Below are 14,633 nucleotides of genomic sequence, written 5' to 3' on the forward strand. Positions count from 1 at the left end.
CCCTCCAGACCAGCACGTATCAGATCCGCCCCCGCCAGATCAGCACCCACCAGGTACGCCCCCTCCAGATGAGCATCCCCCAGGTTCGCCCCCGCCAGATCAGCACCCACCAGGTACGCCCTCTCCAGACGAGCACCAATCAGGTTCGCACCCCGCAAGTCCCGCCTGCTGAGGTCAAGACCCCGCAGGTCAAGGTAACTGAGGTCAAAGGTGCCCTGCTGGCCGTCTGGGGTTTTATATTCAACATCTTCCTTCTGAGCGCTAGTAGAAACACTATTTTTCTTTCTCTCAACTTCAGGAAAGATATCCTGAATCACAGAATTGAGGGTTCGAATATCGACTTCACTGCGCTCTGAGGAATTTTTTTCGTCTGAGGTATTCTTTTTAGCTGTGCTATTCTTTTCATCTGATTCTTGATAGACACCAAAGAGCAGCTTCAGAATATTCCGCTGCTGACTTTCTTTCTGCAGAGCAATCAGATCTGAGGTTTTTGATAGCGTCTCCCAGTCCCTATAGAGTGAGGCCAGCTGAAAGTAGCTAGCAGACACTAAACCGCTTGTGTCCTTATCATCTCCGCTACTATAGCGGCGGGCAATGACCTCATGCAGGCGGTCATTGAGATTCTTAATCAGCTCCGCGTCCAGCTTCTGCTGTTCTCTTTCCCCCTTGTCATTCTCTAGTGCTCGCTGGTGTTCCAGCTGGGTTTCAAGGTTCCTCTGCTGGCTCTCTAGCTGAGTTTTAAGATTCTCCTGCTGAGCGATTCGATTTTCTTCACCCGTCCTATAGCTAACGACAACAGACACCACCACACCCACAGCGGCAATCAGGGCCGCAAAAGCTGTAGCTATCCCCTGCCGGGCTTCCTTCCAATCCCCGTTATAGGTAGCAAGAGTAAGAACCAAAACAGCTAGAGCAGAGACCAGAAAAAGGGCAGGAAGAACCGCCACAACAATACGGAAAAGCTGCCTATTTTCCCTATCAGCTGACTTCTTGACAGGAGCGCCCCGGAGACTTAGAGCACCTATAATAAAGACTATAATTACCGCAAGGCACCAAACAACCACACCTTTCCTATTAAATATAAGATTCCTATAGTCGAACCCAAATACAGCTCCTGATAAAAGCCAAGCATAAATTATAAAGCCAGCACCCCAAGCAAGCGTGACGAGCCAAGAACTCAAATCACGGCCCCTGACCGGTCTTTTCTCTGACCTATTTTCTACCGTAGGCTCTTTTGCCATCTCACCCTTCCTAGCTATCAAGAATTTTCAGATATAAAAGCCTTGTCCTGCTCGGTAAAGCTCTCCTGGTCACTAACATAGCGGTCAGCTCGCATAGTCAAACCGTATTTTTCCCGTAGCTCCATAATGGTCTGCATCATGGGCGAAGCATGGTGCGCGTCGAGGGATGTCTGATCTTGCCAGCTATCAAAAAGCAGCAGGCTCTGGGGGTCCTCCAGGCTCAAAAAATAGCTGTAGGCCAGGTTGCCGGGCTCCTGGCGGATAGCTTCAACCGTCCCCGAATCCAGCATTTCACGTGCAAAAGCGCGTAGCTTACCTTCTTCGCCCCGGTAATGAACAGCAACGGTGATAGACATCGTCCTACCTCTTTTATCCGCTTGATGAGAGAACTGCTACCACTCTACTCCCCGCATTTTCTACTAGGGAATCTTGACAAGTAATCTGCACGCTTTCTAAGCTAACCTTGTTCGTATTCCCTACGGAAGGCACCCCAGTGGATTTTTCAGCGGCTCTCTAGACCACGCTGAAACCCCTCACCGCGGTTTTCAGTATCTCTCCTCTTTGACGCTGAATGGATCGCACCCTTATGCCTATTTCCGCACCCGAACACCACCTCTTCTTTAACAACCTCAGCCTGACCTGGCCCGATGGCACCCCCTGTTTTGAGAACCTCACCGGCGCCATCAGCGCCCCGGTTACAGCCCTCATTGGCGATAACGGATCCGGCAAATCAACCCTGCTCAAGCTTCTAGCTGGCACCCTAGAACCAACGAGTGGCAGCATCAGCCGGCCCGGTACCGTGGCCTACCTGCCCCAGGATTTAGGGCTTACCCCGCAGACCACCATCGCCGACCTCTTCGGTATCACCGATATTCTCGACGCGCTCACCGCGCTAGAGGCCGGCGACTACTCAGAAGAGCTCTACGAGCGAATCGGTGATAACTGGGACGCCGCCGAGCAAGCCCAGGCTGCCCTGGCCGCGTCCGGCTTCTCTCCCGCCCTAACCACTACCGATGCCCGCGCTCTCATGCGGCGTACCGTCGGCACGCTCTCAGGTGGCGAGGCCGTCACCGCAGCCCTCACAGCCCTAGTTGCCACCCGCCCCGGCGTCCTACTATTGGATGAGCCCACCAACAACCTCGACGCCGACGCCCGCACTACTCTCTACCGGCTCCTAGACACTCTGCCCTGCCCCGTGCTCCTGGTTAGCCACGACCGCGACCTGCTAGAGCGGGTCGATGAAGTTCTGGAACTCAGGCAGGGGGCCTTACGCTCTTTCACCGGTACTTACAGCGCCTACCGGCAGGCTATCGACAGAGAGCAGGACGCCGCCGCCCGCCATCTGCGTGAGGCCAAGCAGGTTGAGCGGCAGGAAAAGCGGGAGCGTATTGAAGCAGAAACCAAGTTAGCCCGTGCAGCCCGGGCTGGGGCGACCGCCCAGGCTAGCCGGCGGGGCTCGCGTATGTCGATGGGGCTGGCTGCTTCCTCAGCCCAGCGGTCAGCCGCTAAGGTTCGGCAGACCCACCAGGGCAGACTTGACGCTGCTACTGCCACCCGGAAGGCCCGGGAACGGGATATCCGCGAGGACCAGGCCATCTATCTTGACCTGCCCGACACCCGGGTGCCAGCAGGTAAACGAGTGCTGGAACTGACCCTGCGGCAGGGTTCCAGCATGGATATCCCCGTCCACCACATCGAGCAGGAGCAGGCCCCTAACGGGGCAGAAACCGCTCCTCCCCTGCCCGAGAATGTTACCGTCCAGGGCCCAGAGCGCCTACGGCTGGCCGGAGCGAATGGCTCAGGCAAGAGCACTCAGCTCCGTGCCATCATGGGCGATGCCCAGGCAGCCGACACCGCCCACTACACATGCGACTATCGGGTAGCGAACACCGGCTACCTGCCTCAGCGGCTGGCCCTCCCCCAGGACCAAAGCATGCTGCAGCTGGTCATGACGGCCAATCCTACGCTGACCGAACAGCAGGTGCGCGACGACCTAGCCCGACTGCTCTTCCGCCGGGAACGAGTACACCTCCCCGTGGGAGTGCTCTCCGGCGGTGAGCGCTTCCGCGTGGCACTAGCAACCGTCCTTTTAGCCAGCCCGGCACCCCAGCTACTGATTCTTGATGAGCCCACCAACAACCTTGATATGGCCTCGGTGGACTGGCTGGTGCAGGCACTAGCCTCCTATGAAGGGGCTCTGCTGGTGGTCAGCCACGACCAAGCCTTCTGTGCGCAGCTAGGCCTGACGGGTGTCCTAACGCTCCCCAAAAACCACTAGAAAAGACCATTTAAACTAGAAAAACCCACCTAGTTGGTGGGTTTTTCTGATTTAGATGGTACCTACCGGGGGGGGGAGGCTAGACCAGCTTGACGTTCCAGCCGAAGCGGTCCTCGACCTTGCCGGTCTGAATACCTACCAGCTCTTGACGCAGGGCCATGGTGACCTGGCCGCCGTCCGCACCTGATGCCGAAGGAATCTCAAAGTCAGCGGCCTTGAGCTTACCCACGGGGGTAATCACAGCAGCGGTACCGCAGGCGAAAATCTCGGTAATCTCACCACCTGCTACGCCCTCGCGCCACTCACTCAGGGTAATCTTGCGCTCCTCCACGGTGTGGCCGCGGTCCTCAGCCAGCTTGATGATGGACTTACGGGTCACACCGCGCAGGATGGTGCCAGTCAGCTCGGGGGTGACGATACGCCCGTCCTTAAAGACGAAGAAGACATTCATGCCGCCTAGCTCTTCGATGGCGTCATCGCGGTTGGGGTCCTTGAAGATGACCTGCTTGCAGCCCTGAGCCTCGCCCTCCAGCTGGGCTGCCAGTGAGGCTGCGTAGTTGCCGCCGCACTTGGCCTCGCCGGTGCCGCCCACGCCAGCGCGGGCATAAGTGGTGGAAAGCCAGATATCAACGGGCTTGGGGGTGCCAAAGTAGTTACCGGCGGGTGAGGCAATGATGAAGAAGGAGACCTCATGCGCAGGTCGGATGCCCAGGAAAGCCTCGGTGGCAATCATGAAGGGGCGCAGGTAGAGGGATTCGCCCTTGCCGGAGGGAACCCAGTCGGCGTCAATGGTTACCAGTTGGCGGATAGCCTCAACAAAGAGCTCCTCGGGCAGGTTGGGCAGCACCAGGCGGTCCGCTGACTTGTTCAGGCGGGAAGCATTCTCTTCGGGGCGGAAGGTGGTGATGGACCCGTCCGCCTGGCGGTAGGCCTTGATGCCCTCAAAGATTTCCTGGCCGTAGTGGAAAACGGACGCCGCCGGGTCCAGGCTCAGGGGTCCGTAGGGCAGAACCTGGGCATTGGTCCATTCACCGCCGTCGGTGTGGCTGCCACGCCAGTCGATGCGTACCATGTGGTCAGTGAAGAAACTTCCGAAGCCGGGGTTGGCGAGGATTTCGGCGCGGCGTTGGTCGCTGGTGGGATTGGGGTTGCGGTTAATCGTGAATTCGAGTGACATACTCATCCTTCAAGCTGTTTGACGGGGTTCACTCTTCTAGGGTACCCCAGGGTCTTTCACTCTGTTAGCTAGCTTATGCAAGACCCCACCGGGTTACGGTGGGGTCAGGGCTTAGCCCAGCTGGGCAAGGATTGCGTCGCCGATTTGATCGGTGGCGCGGGTTGCGCCGGGGTTGGCGGCCAGGTCAGCTTCAACGGCCTGCTCAATGCGGGCGGCTGAAGCCTCGTAGCCTAGGTGGCGCAGGAGCATGGCAGCTGCCAGGACGGTCGCGGTCGGGTTGGCCTTGTTCTGCCCGGCGATGTCGGGGGCTGAGCCGTGCACGGGCTCAAACATGGAGGGGTAGGTGCCGCTGGCGTTGATGTTGCCGCAGGCTGCGTAGCCAATACCGCCGGTAATGGCACCGGCCTGGTCGGTAAGAATATCCCCGAAGAGGTTATCGGTGACGATCACGTCGAAGCGGGCGGGGTCGGTGGTGAAGAAGATAGTGGCTGCGTCGATGTGCAGGTAGTCAGTGCTGACCTGGGGGTATTCTTTGGCGACCTGATTGAAGATGCGGTTGTAGAGGGCACCGGCATTGACCAGCACGTTGGTCTTGTGGATCAGGGTCAGTTTTTTCTTCTCGCGGCTGGCTGCCAGGTCGAAGGCGTAACGCACCAGGCGCTCGATACCGTAGGCGGTGTTGACCGAAACTTCGGTGGCGATTTCAGCGTCGGTACCGGCGCGCAGTACACCGCCGTTACCGGCGTAGGGGCCTTCGGTACCTTCACGTACGACCACAAAGTCAATGTCGCCGGGGTTGGTCAGGGGTGAAACAGCGCCGGGGAAGAGACGGGAGGGGCGCAGGTTGATGTAGTGGTCGAAGGAGAAGCGCAGGTTGAGCAGGATTTCTCGTTCGATCAGGCCGCTGGGCACGGCGGAGGAGCGCGGGTCGGCGCCCACTGCGCCGAAGAGGATGGCGTCGTGCTGGGCCAGGGCGGTCTTGGTCTCTTCGGTGAGGGTTTGACCGGTGGCGAGCCAGTGTTCTGCACCGAGGGGGTATTCGGTGGAGGTGACGGTGATGTTTTCGAGTTCGGCGGCGCGGGTCAGGACGCGGTGGGCTTGGGCTACTACTTCGGGGCCGATGCCGTCGCCGGGGATTACTGCCAGGTTGATGGAGCGGGTTTCAGTCATGGTTTAAGGCTAGTCCTGCGAGCGCAGCTTTGCCCATATTTTGACTGGTGGTTTCATATATTGGGCCTAGGGAAGGTTATAGTATTTGAAGAGACTTCCGCGTCTACGTCATTCCATGAGTTCAGAAAGATGATGCCTTTCATGAGTCAAGACCTTACTGTCCCGGTATATCCGCTGACTTCCGACGAAATTCTCGTCCACCTTGATCAAGAAGGCATTGGCTATAACGATTTTCTTCCCATGTATCTCACGCATAGTAAGTGTCTGCCTTTTACAGAAATAGGTAACCTTACCGTCCGAATTGCTACGCTTGCAGAATTTGGTTTTACTCGTCCTGTGGAGTTTCCAGAGCTTTTGAAAGGCATCGAGAGTCAGGGCTACAGCGCATGCCCTCCCACCACCGGCTTCTACCTAAGAATGATGCTCTCTGACCAAAACCAGAGTACAGACTCAGTGTTATCGGCTGGTCGCACTCCCCAAGGAGCTATCAATGTCCTGACCCAGAAATTTACCGAAGAATTTGAGGTACCTAGGATGCTCTACCTGCGTAATGTGGACGGGAAGTTATGGCTCCGTGCCTCCCGATTTACCGATGACTATGAGCATCCGTTGGACTCTGTTTTTGCGGTTTTAGTAGCAACAAAATTTTAGCTTCCAGCACCTTTACTCCCCTCCCGCAGGGCGGGGAGGGCGAGGCTAGCGCCGCAGGGTACTGGGGGCAGGAAGATCGATCACAGGGGCGTCGGTGGTGGGAGCGACTTCAAGAGTGGTAAGCCTGCCACCAGCCAGATGGGCGAGGACGAGCGCGTCTCCGTCCTTGGTGCTTGCAGCCAGGTAGGTGCGGGGTAGGTCCTGATTGATGGGCTCGCCCGGGTAAAGCAGGTTGTAGGTGAGGCAGGTGCCGCAGTCGCAGGCCTGCACTATCTGAGCTTCTTTAAGGGCAGCAATTGCTGCCTCGCGTTCTGATGTATTCGGTTCACGGTCGCTTGGGGTGTGGGGCTTGGCCAGGCGCAGCACCGCCACAAAGAAATCTTTTTCGCTGAACATAGGGAAACTATAACAATCAAATTACCCCCCGCTAGCTAGTCTCACGATTTATACAAGTGACTGACATAGAAGCGAAGGAGGGGTTTGCGGTGCTTTGGCGTCTCTTTTGAACTGGCTGGTTCGGTGGATTTTAGTCAGCATCAGTCAAATCAGCCATGAGAGCCTCAACCGATGTGAAGGTTTTTCCGTGCCGCTGCTCAGCTTCCTGGCGTGCTCGTACATTGAGAGGGTTCTCGCGGTGCGGAGTAAAGGGCAGACCGTTATCAACGAGCGACTGTTTTAGGAACATATTCAGTGCGGTGCTGAGGTCGAGGCCGAGGTCGCTGTAGAGTTTTCGCACCTCTTCTTTAGTGGCGCTATCGGTGCGGAAGGAAATTGTTGCATCAGTCATGAGTGCTCCTGTTATTACAGTGTCATTACATTTGCACCATACTCGCGTGAATCTATCTTTTCAAGACTTTTGCCGAGAAACTCATGCGTTCGAGCACCCCAGCAACAAGAAACCACATGCCTTGTCACCAGCCCCAGAATTTAATCGGGGCTCAACAAGGCAGGTGGTTCTATAAGAGGTGAGCGAACGGTTAGACGTTCTTCTCAATCAGCTCCTTGACCGCCTTAACCTTGTTGGGCAGGTCAATGACGTGGCGGTCGGCTTCCATGATGCCGGCAAAGCGCTCGGGGATGGCAGGCTCAGAGCCGGTGGCCTCCAGGATGGTTTCAGCGAACTTGACCGGCAGGGCGGTCTCCAGGCAGATAATGGGGGTCTCAACTTTCTGAGCCCAGTCGCGGGCGACCTTGACGCCGTCCGCAGTGTGGGGGTCAAGCAGCACGCCCAGGCGCTCGTGGGCATCGCGAATGGTGGCGACGCGGTCGGCGTGGGTGGAGCGGCCCGAGGCGAACCCGTAGCGCTCAGCAGCTTCGGCAAAGGCAGTATCCTCGCTGAGTGAGAAGCCGCCCTGGCGTACCTTGACCCCGAAGAGATCGGCGGTGCGCTCGGCGTCCTGCCCCAGCATGTCGAAGACAAAGCGCTCGAAGTTAGAGGCGCGGGAGATATCCATGGAGGGGCTGGAGGTCTCAAAAGTATCAGCCGATGAACGCACCCGGTAGTCACCGGTACGGAAGAACTCATCGAGCACATCGTTCTCGTTGGTGGCAACAATCAGGCGGTCAATGGGCAAGCCCATCTGGCGGGCAATATGGCCAGCGCAAATATCACCAAAGTTACCGGTGGGAACGCAGAAAGAGACCTTCTGGTCGTTGGTTTCAGTGGCCCGAATCCAGCAAGAGACATAGTAGACAATCTGAGCCATCAGCCGCGCCCAGTTGATAGAGTTCACCGCGCCAATACGCTTTTCTGCCTTGAAGGCGGCATCGGCAGAGATAGCCTTGACCACATCTTGGCAGTCGTCAAACACGCCGTCCAGGGCAATATTGAAGATATTTTCGTCATCCAACCCGAACATCTGCGCCTGCTGGAAGGGAGTCATGCGCCCGGCAGGGGTAAGCATAAAAACCTTGATGCCGTCGCGGCCGCGCATAGCGTACTCTGCGGACGAGCCAGTATCACCCGAGGTGGCTCCCACAATGTTAAGAGTCTCCCCGCGGCGGGTTAACTCGTATTCAAAGAGCTCACCGAGTAGCTGCATGGCCATGTCCTTGAAAGCAGCAGTGGGCCCCTCGGAGAGGTGGCCGATGAGAATACCGGGCTCCAACTCCGTGACCGGCACAATCTCCTCTGAGGCAAACTTGGGGTAGGAGTAGGCTCGGGCAGTCATGGCTTTAATATCGTCAGCCGGAATATCATCGATGAAGAGTTGCAAGACCTCAGCGGCAAGCGCAGCGTAGCCTTTCCCAGCCAGCACAGCACGCCAGCGGGTTAGGGTAGCGTCATTGAGAGCGGGGTAGGTTTCGGGCAGGTAGAGGCCCCCGTCAGGAGCGAGGCCGCCGAGCAGGATGTCGGTAAACTTGGCCCCCGTGTGCGAGGCATCGCGGGTGGAGATATAGAGCATGCCTCTAGCCTACCGAATGCGGGCACCGGGAGTGGTGAGGTGCTCATACTGCGGTATGAACTCAAGGCGGAGTTCACCGCTTAGAGCAGGTAGCTACCCGGTGGAGATTCTAGACTGAGTTTGTGAGCACTTTTGAACTTGAACCGGGCGGCCTGGCACAGACTATGCGGCGGAAAAAATGGGTGAATGGCTTAACCGTTGCCCTGAGCCAGATTATGCTTGTTGGGTTTATCGGGGTCGCGGGGCAGACCTCACCGCAGAACTGGTGGTACTCGGTTACCGTGTGGGTGCTGGCAACTTTTAGCCTCTACTGGCGGTACTCGCGCCCTCGCTTGGTGACGACGCTGGTGGTGCTGTGTCTGCTGGCAACTGTGCCTCTACCTCTCCCCGCCCTGGATGTGTGGTGGACTGCTCCAATCATTGCCTACCACTGGGCTCGCTACGGCAGCCGGCGGGTTCGCCTGGCAACGCTTGCGGTTGCCACCGTGGGATCCCTGATAGGTGGCTGGGTTTTTGCCCGCTCTATGACGGTGTATGACCAGGGTGCTTTGGAGCTCTGGATTGGCTTCCTGTTTGGGTGCTTCTGTTGTTTGACGGTAACGGTGATTGCCTGGTTCCTGGGTGATACCCGGCGCCTGCGTGAGAACCGCCACCGTGCACTGATCGAGCGCACTCGGCAGCTGGAGCATGAGCGGGAGCAGGAACGCGTTATGGCCGCCCTCGATGAGCGTGCCCGTATTGCCCGCGAGATGCACGATATTGTTGCCCATTCCCTCTCGGTCATTATCACCCAGGCTGACGGGGCACGTTTTGCAGCCATTGCACGCGCCCAGGGGGCTGGGCACGCCCCTGTCACCGAAGATCACGGGAACACCGGCAGCCTGCCCGGCACCCCGGGGCAGGTCAGTGAAGCCCAAGAACCCGTTGAGATCCAGGCCCTGAGCACAATCTCGCAGGCCGCGCGGTCGTCGCTGGAGCAGATGCGTTCGCTCTTGGGGGTGCTTCGCACCGATGAGGGCCGTTCTTTTGAGCCCCTACCTGCCCTGCATAATATTCAGCAGCTAGTTGAGCAGATGCAGGGTTTAGGCTTTACCGTAGAGTTTTTTGCTCAGCCCGACCTTGAAGAAAAATTACCGCAGGGTGCTGAACTCACCAGCTACCGCATTGTGCAGGAGGCCCTGACCAACGTGCGCAAACACAGCCCTACCTCGCCTTTAGTCACGGTGAGACTCAGTGAAGGTAGGAGCGCAAGACGGGGTACCTTAGATATAGATGTGGTCAATGCGGCCGAGCCGTCCCCGTCAGATTCTATGCCCGGTGCACGCCGCGGCCTGCTGGGTATGCGCGAGCGCGTTGATATGTACGGGGGTTCCCTGCATTACGGGCGGCAGGCGGACGGCTCTTTTAGGGTGTTCGCGCAGATTCCTTTTGCTCTCTGAGGCCCCAAGACGATTGAGTGGAAGTACTATGAACGAAGCGATTAAGGTTATGTTGGTTGATGACCAGCAGCTGGTCCGCTCTGGGCTAGCTATGCTGGTGGGCTCACAGCCCGATATGCACGTTGTGGGTGAGGCCTCAAACGGGCACGCTGCCCTTGATTTGGCCAAGCAGCTCGCAGAGCAGGGGCAATCCCCGCAGGTGGTACTCATGGACGTCCGTATGCCGGTGATGGACGGTATTGAGGCGACGGCTCAGCTCACCGCCCGCTACCCGCAGGTGCGTATTATCATGCTGACGACCTTTGACATTGATGACTACGTGTATGCGGCTGTGCAAGGTGGTGCTAGCGGCTTTCTGCTCAAGGACGCTCCGCCCGAGCAGCTTTTGGAGGCTGTCCGCACAGTGTGGCGTGGAGATGCCGTCATTGCCCCTTCTGCCACCAAACGTTTGCTAGAACACATGATTCCGCACCTGGCTGGTGGGTTAGTTCCCCAGCTGGGCACCGACGACCGGTCAGGCGCATCCGGCCCAACGGCAGACCCCGGTACGCAGGGCAGTCACCAGCACCCCCATAGCGCAGCCATTGCCAGCCTCACCGCCCGTGAACACGAGATTTTTTTGCTCATGGCCGCAGGGCTGAGTAACGGTGAAATTGTTGAAGAACTGGTGGTCTCAGGGGCTACCGTCAAAACCCATGTCTCGCATGTGCTGGCCAAACTGGGTGCCCGCGACCGGGTGCAGGCGGTGATTATGGCCTATGAGGCAGGCCTGGTAGGTTCTTCTCATACCTCGGGCTGAGTGTTGGCCTTGAGGTTGTAGCAGGCTTTTCACACTCGGGGCTGATGTGCCGGGCAGGTAAGCTCTGACATGCTGGAGCTATGACTACACACAACATTCCCATCGCGGTTTCAGCCCGGAACCTCTCAAAAACCTACGGGCACGGACCCGGAGCTGTTGAGGCCCTACGCTCACTCGACATTGACTTTGAACGTGGTAAGTTCACAGCAATTATGGGCCCCTCCGGGTCAGGTAAATCCACCCTCTTACACACCCTCGCTACCTTAGATGAGCCCACTGCCGGAGCCGGCACATCCATACAGATTAAGGGGGTAGAAACGGTGGGTCTCAAGGACGCTGCCAAGGCAGAGTTTAGGGCCAAGAATATCGGATTTATCTTCCAGTCTTTTAACCTCATTCCAACCCTCACCGCAGGCCAAAACATTGACCTGCCCCTGGGGCTAGCCAAAATTAAAGTCGATACCATTTGGCGTGATGAGCTCGTTCGCACCCTGGGCATTGAGGACCGTCTCAAGCACCTGCCCGACCAGCTCTCCGGCGGTCAGCAACAGCGCGTCGCCATAGCCCGGGCGCTCCTACCTCGCCCAGCGGTCATCTTTGCCGACGAGCCCACAGGTGCCCTTGACTCAGCCTCCAGCGCTGAGGTTCTCACCCTACTTCAGCAGGCAAGCCGTCTGCAGGGGCAAACTATTTTGATGGTCACGCATGACCCCGTCGCGGCCTCCTACGCTGACCGGGTGCTCCTGCTCAAGGACGGTCAGTTTGCCGGTGGTCTTGAAAACCCCACACAGACCAGTGTGCTGGCTGCCCTGGCAAGGTTAGGTGAGTAAGGTATGGCAACCACGCTTAACACCGTAGCCCTATCAAACCTGGGTAAGCACAGGGTTCGATTTGCGCTCACCTCACTCGGCATCGCACTCTCGGCCTTCTTTCTCACAGCCGTCCTGCTACTCAACGCCTCACTGTCTGCCACACTACGTGCCGGGTCAGAGTCCAACTACAGCAAGGCTGACTTCGTGGTCTCATCAACCGGTCGGTTCAACGCTGATTTTTCACTATCCCAGACCGTTACCCCCAACATCGTTCAAGCTCTTGAAGGCGTAGCAGCGGTAGACCAGGTGTGGGCACGAACCACCATCTACACCCATATGGCCGTGGAACGTGAGGAAGGGGTCTGGGCACGGAGCTACCAGGCTCGGTCTGATTTACCCGGCTCCGCTGAGATGTTCCCCCTCGATATCGCAGAGGGTACCTACCCTCAGTCTGCACAGCAGGTAGTCATACCCAGTACCTTGGCAGAAGAATATAGGCTATCGGTAGGTGAAACCATTGAGCTGGCTGACCTAGATAGGGTGGTCAAGGATCAGCTGTATCTGCAAGAAAATCACCCCATGAAGCCCTTCACCGTCAGCGGCATCTACACAGTCTCTCCCTATGGGGATGAACAGAGCAGGGCCGTTTTCACTCCGGTGCCCGGTGGTTCCGGAGTCAGTGTCTACGACTTTGCCTCGGGCCTCGCTCAGTTCAACGGAGGCGGTGACAACGCCGAATACGACCAGATTCTTATCACCGTTGACGGTGCCCCCGAGGTTGCCCGCGCACAACTACAGGAGGCACTCACCCCCTACTCCGACATCGTCCTTGCCTCCAGGGCTGAGCAGGTCACTCAAGAAGTTGGCAACAGGCTGGGTACGGCCAGCAACTTCACCATCATTCTGCTGGTCTTTTGGCTGCTTGCGCTGGGGCTCTCAGTGTTTATTATCGCCAACACTTTCAAGGTTCACGCGGCGGCACGCGCCCGGGAACTGGCTCTGCTTCGGGTGCTCGGTGCCCGCCAAGGATCGCTTGTGGGCATGCTCCTGCTTGAAGCTGGCATGCTCGGTGGGCTCTCTTCACTTGCGGGTACAGCCGTCGCCTACCTCCTTGCATTCGCGCTGAGTTTCGTATCCACAGGCTTTCTACTGGTGCTTTCACCGGTTGCCGGTCTCACCGCCCTGCTCGTCTGTATTGCCACTACAGTCCTGGGCGCACTGCTACCTGCCTGGCAGACACGTGCTCTCTCACCGGTAGCGGCTCTCACTCCCCAGATGCAACCTGTAACCTCCACAGCAAACGGTCTCAGACGAAGCCCCCTGGTGGTGGGGTTAGTTTTTCTGACGCTTGCGGGGCTGGTTCTGCTGGTGTGGCAGGGAGAACCGCTCGGGTATGTTACTGCCACCACTCTGATAGCTATCGGGCTCATCTGCTTTTTCCCACTGGCTACCCACCTGGGTTCCCATGCCCTGATCCGGTGGGCTACCCCCTACTCGTCCTTGCACCTTGCAGCAAGCAACATCCGCCAGTCCCCTACCCAGGCGGCGGTGGTGGGCAGAATTATTTTCACCTGTTCCGCCGTTCTTGCAGCTATGCTCACCGGTGCAAGTACCGTTCAGCAGAGCATCACCCACGAGATTGAGAGTCATATGCCCTTTGGGGTGGAGGTGCCAGCCCAGCTTGAGACCCTGGACGCGGCCATCCGGCTACAGGAAAACGCGCAGGAGATACCTCAGGTGAAAGCCGCCGTGGTTGCCTACCCGCAGGCCTCAGTTGCTTCGAACGAAGCCGGAATGCCAGACCTTACGGTCTACTCAGCTGACCTAGACCAGGTGCTCAAGGCTGGCCCAGAAAGTTGGGAACTCGAACACCCGGATTCCACCATGTTGGTCGGCCGCCTCATCGCTGAAAACAACGGCTGGGATGAAGGATCGAAGGTTAGGGTGACCGGCACCCAACAAAACAGCCAGGAACTCACGGTGCATGTAGTGCCGCAGGATTTATATGTGCCCCTGGTTCCTCGCGAGGTTGGGCGGTCTGTGAGCGGTAATAGTCCCATCGTTTCAGACAGCTCTGTTCGAACCGAGGGAAATCTCTTGCTCTCTTTCAACCGCGATGCCAGCGAAGATGACCAGGATACTGCCCTCACCCAGATTGAGGAGCTGACCGGTAGCGACCAGCTTGGTTTCTCTGGCCACGTAACGCAAACTCGAACACTAAAACGTGACATGGCCACCGTTATCAATACGGTACTGGGTCTGCTCAGCGCAGCGCTGCTCATCTCTCTGATCGGTATCGCCAACACCCAGGTGCTCACTGCCTACCAGCGGCGCCGCCCCTACGCGCTACTGCGGGCAGCGGGAATGAGCACCGTCACACTTCGCAAGGTCATCAGTTTAGAGACAGTGCTGATTGCCAGTACCGCCGTGCTTCTCGGTATTCTGGCTGGAATCGCTACCGGCCTGCTCCTACTGCAGTCTATTGAAGGTCTTGACCTCACCTACACGGTGAATGTTCTAGGGCTCCTGTTGGTTGCAGTGGGCGGCCTGGCGCTGGCTTGGCTCACAGCCCTGATTCCAGCCGTCCGTGCCTCGCGGTACCCACCGGTGAAAGCTCTTGCAGAAACAGCCTCCTAGAGCTCGGTCTGCGGCAGTGCTGGG

The 14,633-nt window shown here is 57.9% G+C and carries 13 protein-coding genes; 6 read left to right on the forward strand and 7 right to left on the reverse strand.

What is annotated here, in order from left to right; genetic code table 11:
- The coding region (locus tag L6966_RS10615) for a pentapeptide repeat-containing protein (RefSeq protein WP_237233357.1) at positions 1 to 1,241 on the reverse strand (1,241 nt) is incomplete at its 3' end.
- Positions 1,242 to 1,258: 17 nt separating this feature from the next.
- Positions 1,259 to 1,597, reverse strand: a complete 339-nt coding sequence (locus L6966_RS10620; RefSeq protein ID WP_237233358.1) for a putative quinol monooxygenase — start codon at positions 1,595 to 1,597, stop codon at positions 1,259 to 1,261.
- Between the two features lie 230 nt (positions 1,598 to 1,827).
- Between L6966_RS10620 and L6966_RS10625 the strand changes: the two genes are divergently transcribed.
- Positions 1,828 to 3,519 (forward strand): ABC-F family ATP-binding cassette domain-containing protein, encoded by a 1,692-nt coding sequence (locus tag L6966_RS10625; RefSeq protein ID WP_237233359.1) that lies wholly within the window; start codon positions 1,828 to 1,830, stop codon positions 3,517 to 3,519.
- Between the two features lie 79 nt (positions 3,520 to 3,598).
- Here the strand turns inward: L6966_RS10625 and L6966_RS10630 are convergent, their stop codons facing one another.
- Together L6966_RS10630 and L6966_RS10635 are read right to left on the reverse strand one after the other, a co-directional pair.
- Positions 3,599 to 4,696 (reverse strand): branched-chain amino acid aminotransferase, encoded by a 1,098-nt coding sequence (locus L6966_RS10630; RefSeq protein WP_237233360.1) that lies wholly within the window; start codon positions 4,694 to 4,696, stop codon positions 3,599 to 3,601.
- 111 nt (positions 4,697 to 4,807) lie between these two features.
- Entirely contained in the window at positions 4,808 to 5,866 is a 1,059-nt protein-coding gene (locus L6966_RS10635; RefSeq protein ID WP_237233361.1) for a 3-isopropylmalate dehydrogenase, read from the reverse strand.
- A 141-nt stretch (positions 5,867 to 6,007) separates the two neighbouring features.
- On the opposite strand from L6966_RS10635, the gene L6966_RS10640 reads away from it, so the two are divergent.
- Positions 6,008 to 6,517 carry a hypothetical protein gene (locus L6966_RS10640; protein ID WP_143539082.1) on the forward strand — a complete coding sequence of 170 codons (510 nt, stop codon included), beginning with the start codon at positions 6,008 to 6,010 and terminating at the stop codon, positions 6,515 to 6,517.
- A 45-nt stretch (positions 6,518 to 6,562) separates the two neighbouring features.
- On the opposite strand, the gene L6966_RS10645 is transcribed toward L6966_RS10640, so the two are convergent.
- The 3 genes from L6966_RS10645 to thrC form a co-directional block, all read right to left on the reverse strand.
- A complete protein-coding gene (locus L6966_RS10645; protein WP_237233362.1) occupies positions 6,563 to 6,913 on the reverse strand; it encodes a hypothetical protein in 351 nt (116 codons plus the stop codon).
- A 130-nt stretch (positions 6,914 to 7,043) separates the two neighbouring features.
- Positions 7,044 to 7,304: a type II toxin-antitoxin system RelB/DinJ family antitoxin gene (locus L6966_RS10650; RefSeq protein WP_237204488.1), complete on the reverse strand. Its 261-nt coding sequence runs from the start codon at positions 7,302 to 7,304 to the stop codon at positions 7,044 to 7,046.
- 190 nt (positions 7,305 to 7,494) lie between these two features.
- Positions 7,495 to 8,922: a threonine synthase gene (gene thrC, locus L6966_RS10655; RefSeq protein WP_237233363.1), complete on the reverse strand. Its 1,428-nt coding sequence runs from the start codon at positions 8,920 to 8,922 to the stop codon at positions 7,495 to 7,497.
- Positions 8,923 to 9,044: 122 nt separating this feature from the next.
- Here thrC and L6966_RS10660 point away from each other — a divergent pair, with 122 nt between their 5' ends.
- The 4 genes from L6966_RS10660 to L6966_RS10675 all read left to right on the forward strand — a co-directional run bounded on the left by L6966_RS10660 (position 9,045) and on the right by L6966_RS10675 (position 14,609).
- Positions 9,045 to 10,361 (forward strand): sensor histidine kinase, encoded by a 1,317-nt coding sequence (locus tag L6966_RS10660; protein ID WP_083091294.1) that lies wholly within the window; start codon positions 9,045 to 9,047, stop codon positions 10,359 to 10,361.
- Positions 10,362 to 10,389: 28 nt separating this feature from the next.
- Entirely contained in the window at positions 10,390 to 11,160 is a 771-nt protein-coding gene (locus L6966_RS10665) for a response regulator (RefSeq protein WP_237233364.1), read from the forward strand.
- Positions 11,161 to 11,240: 80 nt separating this feature from the next.
- The gene (locus tag L6966_RS10670; protein WP_237233365.1) at positions 11,241 to 11,990 is read left to right on the forward strand and encodes an ABC transporter ATP-binding protein; all 750 of its coding nucleotides are present in this window, start codon (positions 11,241 to 11,243) and stop codon (positions 11,988 to 11,990) included.
- Between the two features lie 3 nt (positions 11,991 to 11,993).
- Entirely contained in the window at positions 11,994 to 14,609 is a 2,616-nt protein-coding gene (locus L6966_RS10675; protein ID WP_237233366.1) for an FtsX-like permease family protein, read from the forward strand.
- Positions 14,610 to 14,633: the final 24 nt, after the last annotated feature.

This window comes from Rothia nasisuis (assembly GCF_928381405.1).
Taxonomy (GTDB): domain Bacteria; phylum Actinomycetota; class Actinomycetes; order Actinomycetales; family Micrococcaceae; genus Rothia; species Rothia nasisuis.

Bases quoted from the DNA above. Each gene is read 5' to 3' on its own strand.
- L6966_RS10620 (WP_237233358.1), bottom strand. From the start codon at position 1,597: ATGTCTATCACCGTTGCTGTTCATTACCGGGGCGAAGAAGGTAAGCTA.
- L6966_RS10625 (WP_237233359.1), top strand. From the start codon at position 1,828: ATGCCTATTTCCGCACCCGAACACCACCTCTTCTTTAACAACCTCAGC.
- L6966_RS10630 (WP_237233360.1), bottom strand. From the start codon at position 4,696: ATGTCACTCGAATTCACGATTAACCGCAACCCCAATCCCACCAGCGAC.
- L6966_RS10635 (WP_237233361.1), bottom strand. From the start codon at position 5,866: ATGACTGAAACCCGCTCCATCAACCTGGCAGTAATCCCCGGCGACGGC.
- L6966_RS10640 (WP_143539082.1), top strand. From the start codon at position 6,008: ATGAGTCAAGACCTTACTGTCCCGGTATATCCGCTGACTTCCGACGAA.
- L6966_RS10645 (WP_237233362.1), bottom strand. From the start codon at position 6,913: ATGTTCAGCGAAAAAGATTTCTTTGTGGCGGTGCTGCGCCTGGCCAAG.
- L6966_RS10650 (WP_237204488.1), bottom strand. From the start codon at position 7,304: ATGACTGATGCAACAATTTCCTTCCGCACCGATAGCGCCACTAAAGAA.
- thrC (WP_237233363.1), bottom strand. From the start codon at position 8,922: ATGCTCTATATCTCCACCCGCGATGCCTCGCACACGGGGGCCAAGTTT.
- L6966_RS10665 (WP_237233364.1), top strand. From the start codon at position 10,390: ATGAACGAAGCGATTAAGGTTATGTTGGTTGATGACCAGCAGCTGGTC.
- L6966_RS10670 (WP_237233365.1), top strand. From the start codon at position 11,241: ATGACTACACACAACATTCCCATCGCGGTTTCAGCCCGGAACCTCTCA.
- L6966_RS10675 (WP_237233366.1), top strand. From the start codon at position 11,994: ATGGCAACCACGCTTAACACCGTAGCCCTATCAAACCTGGGTAAGCAC.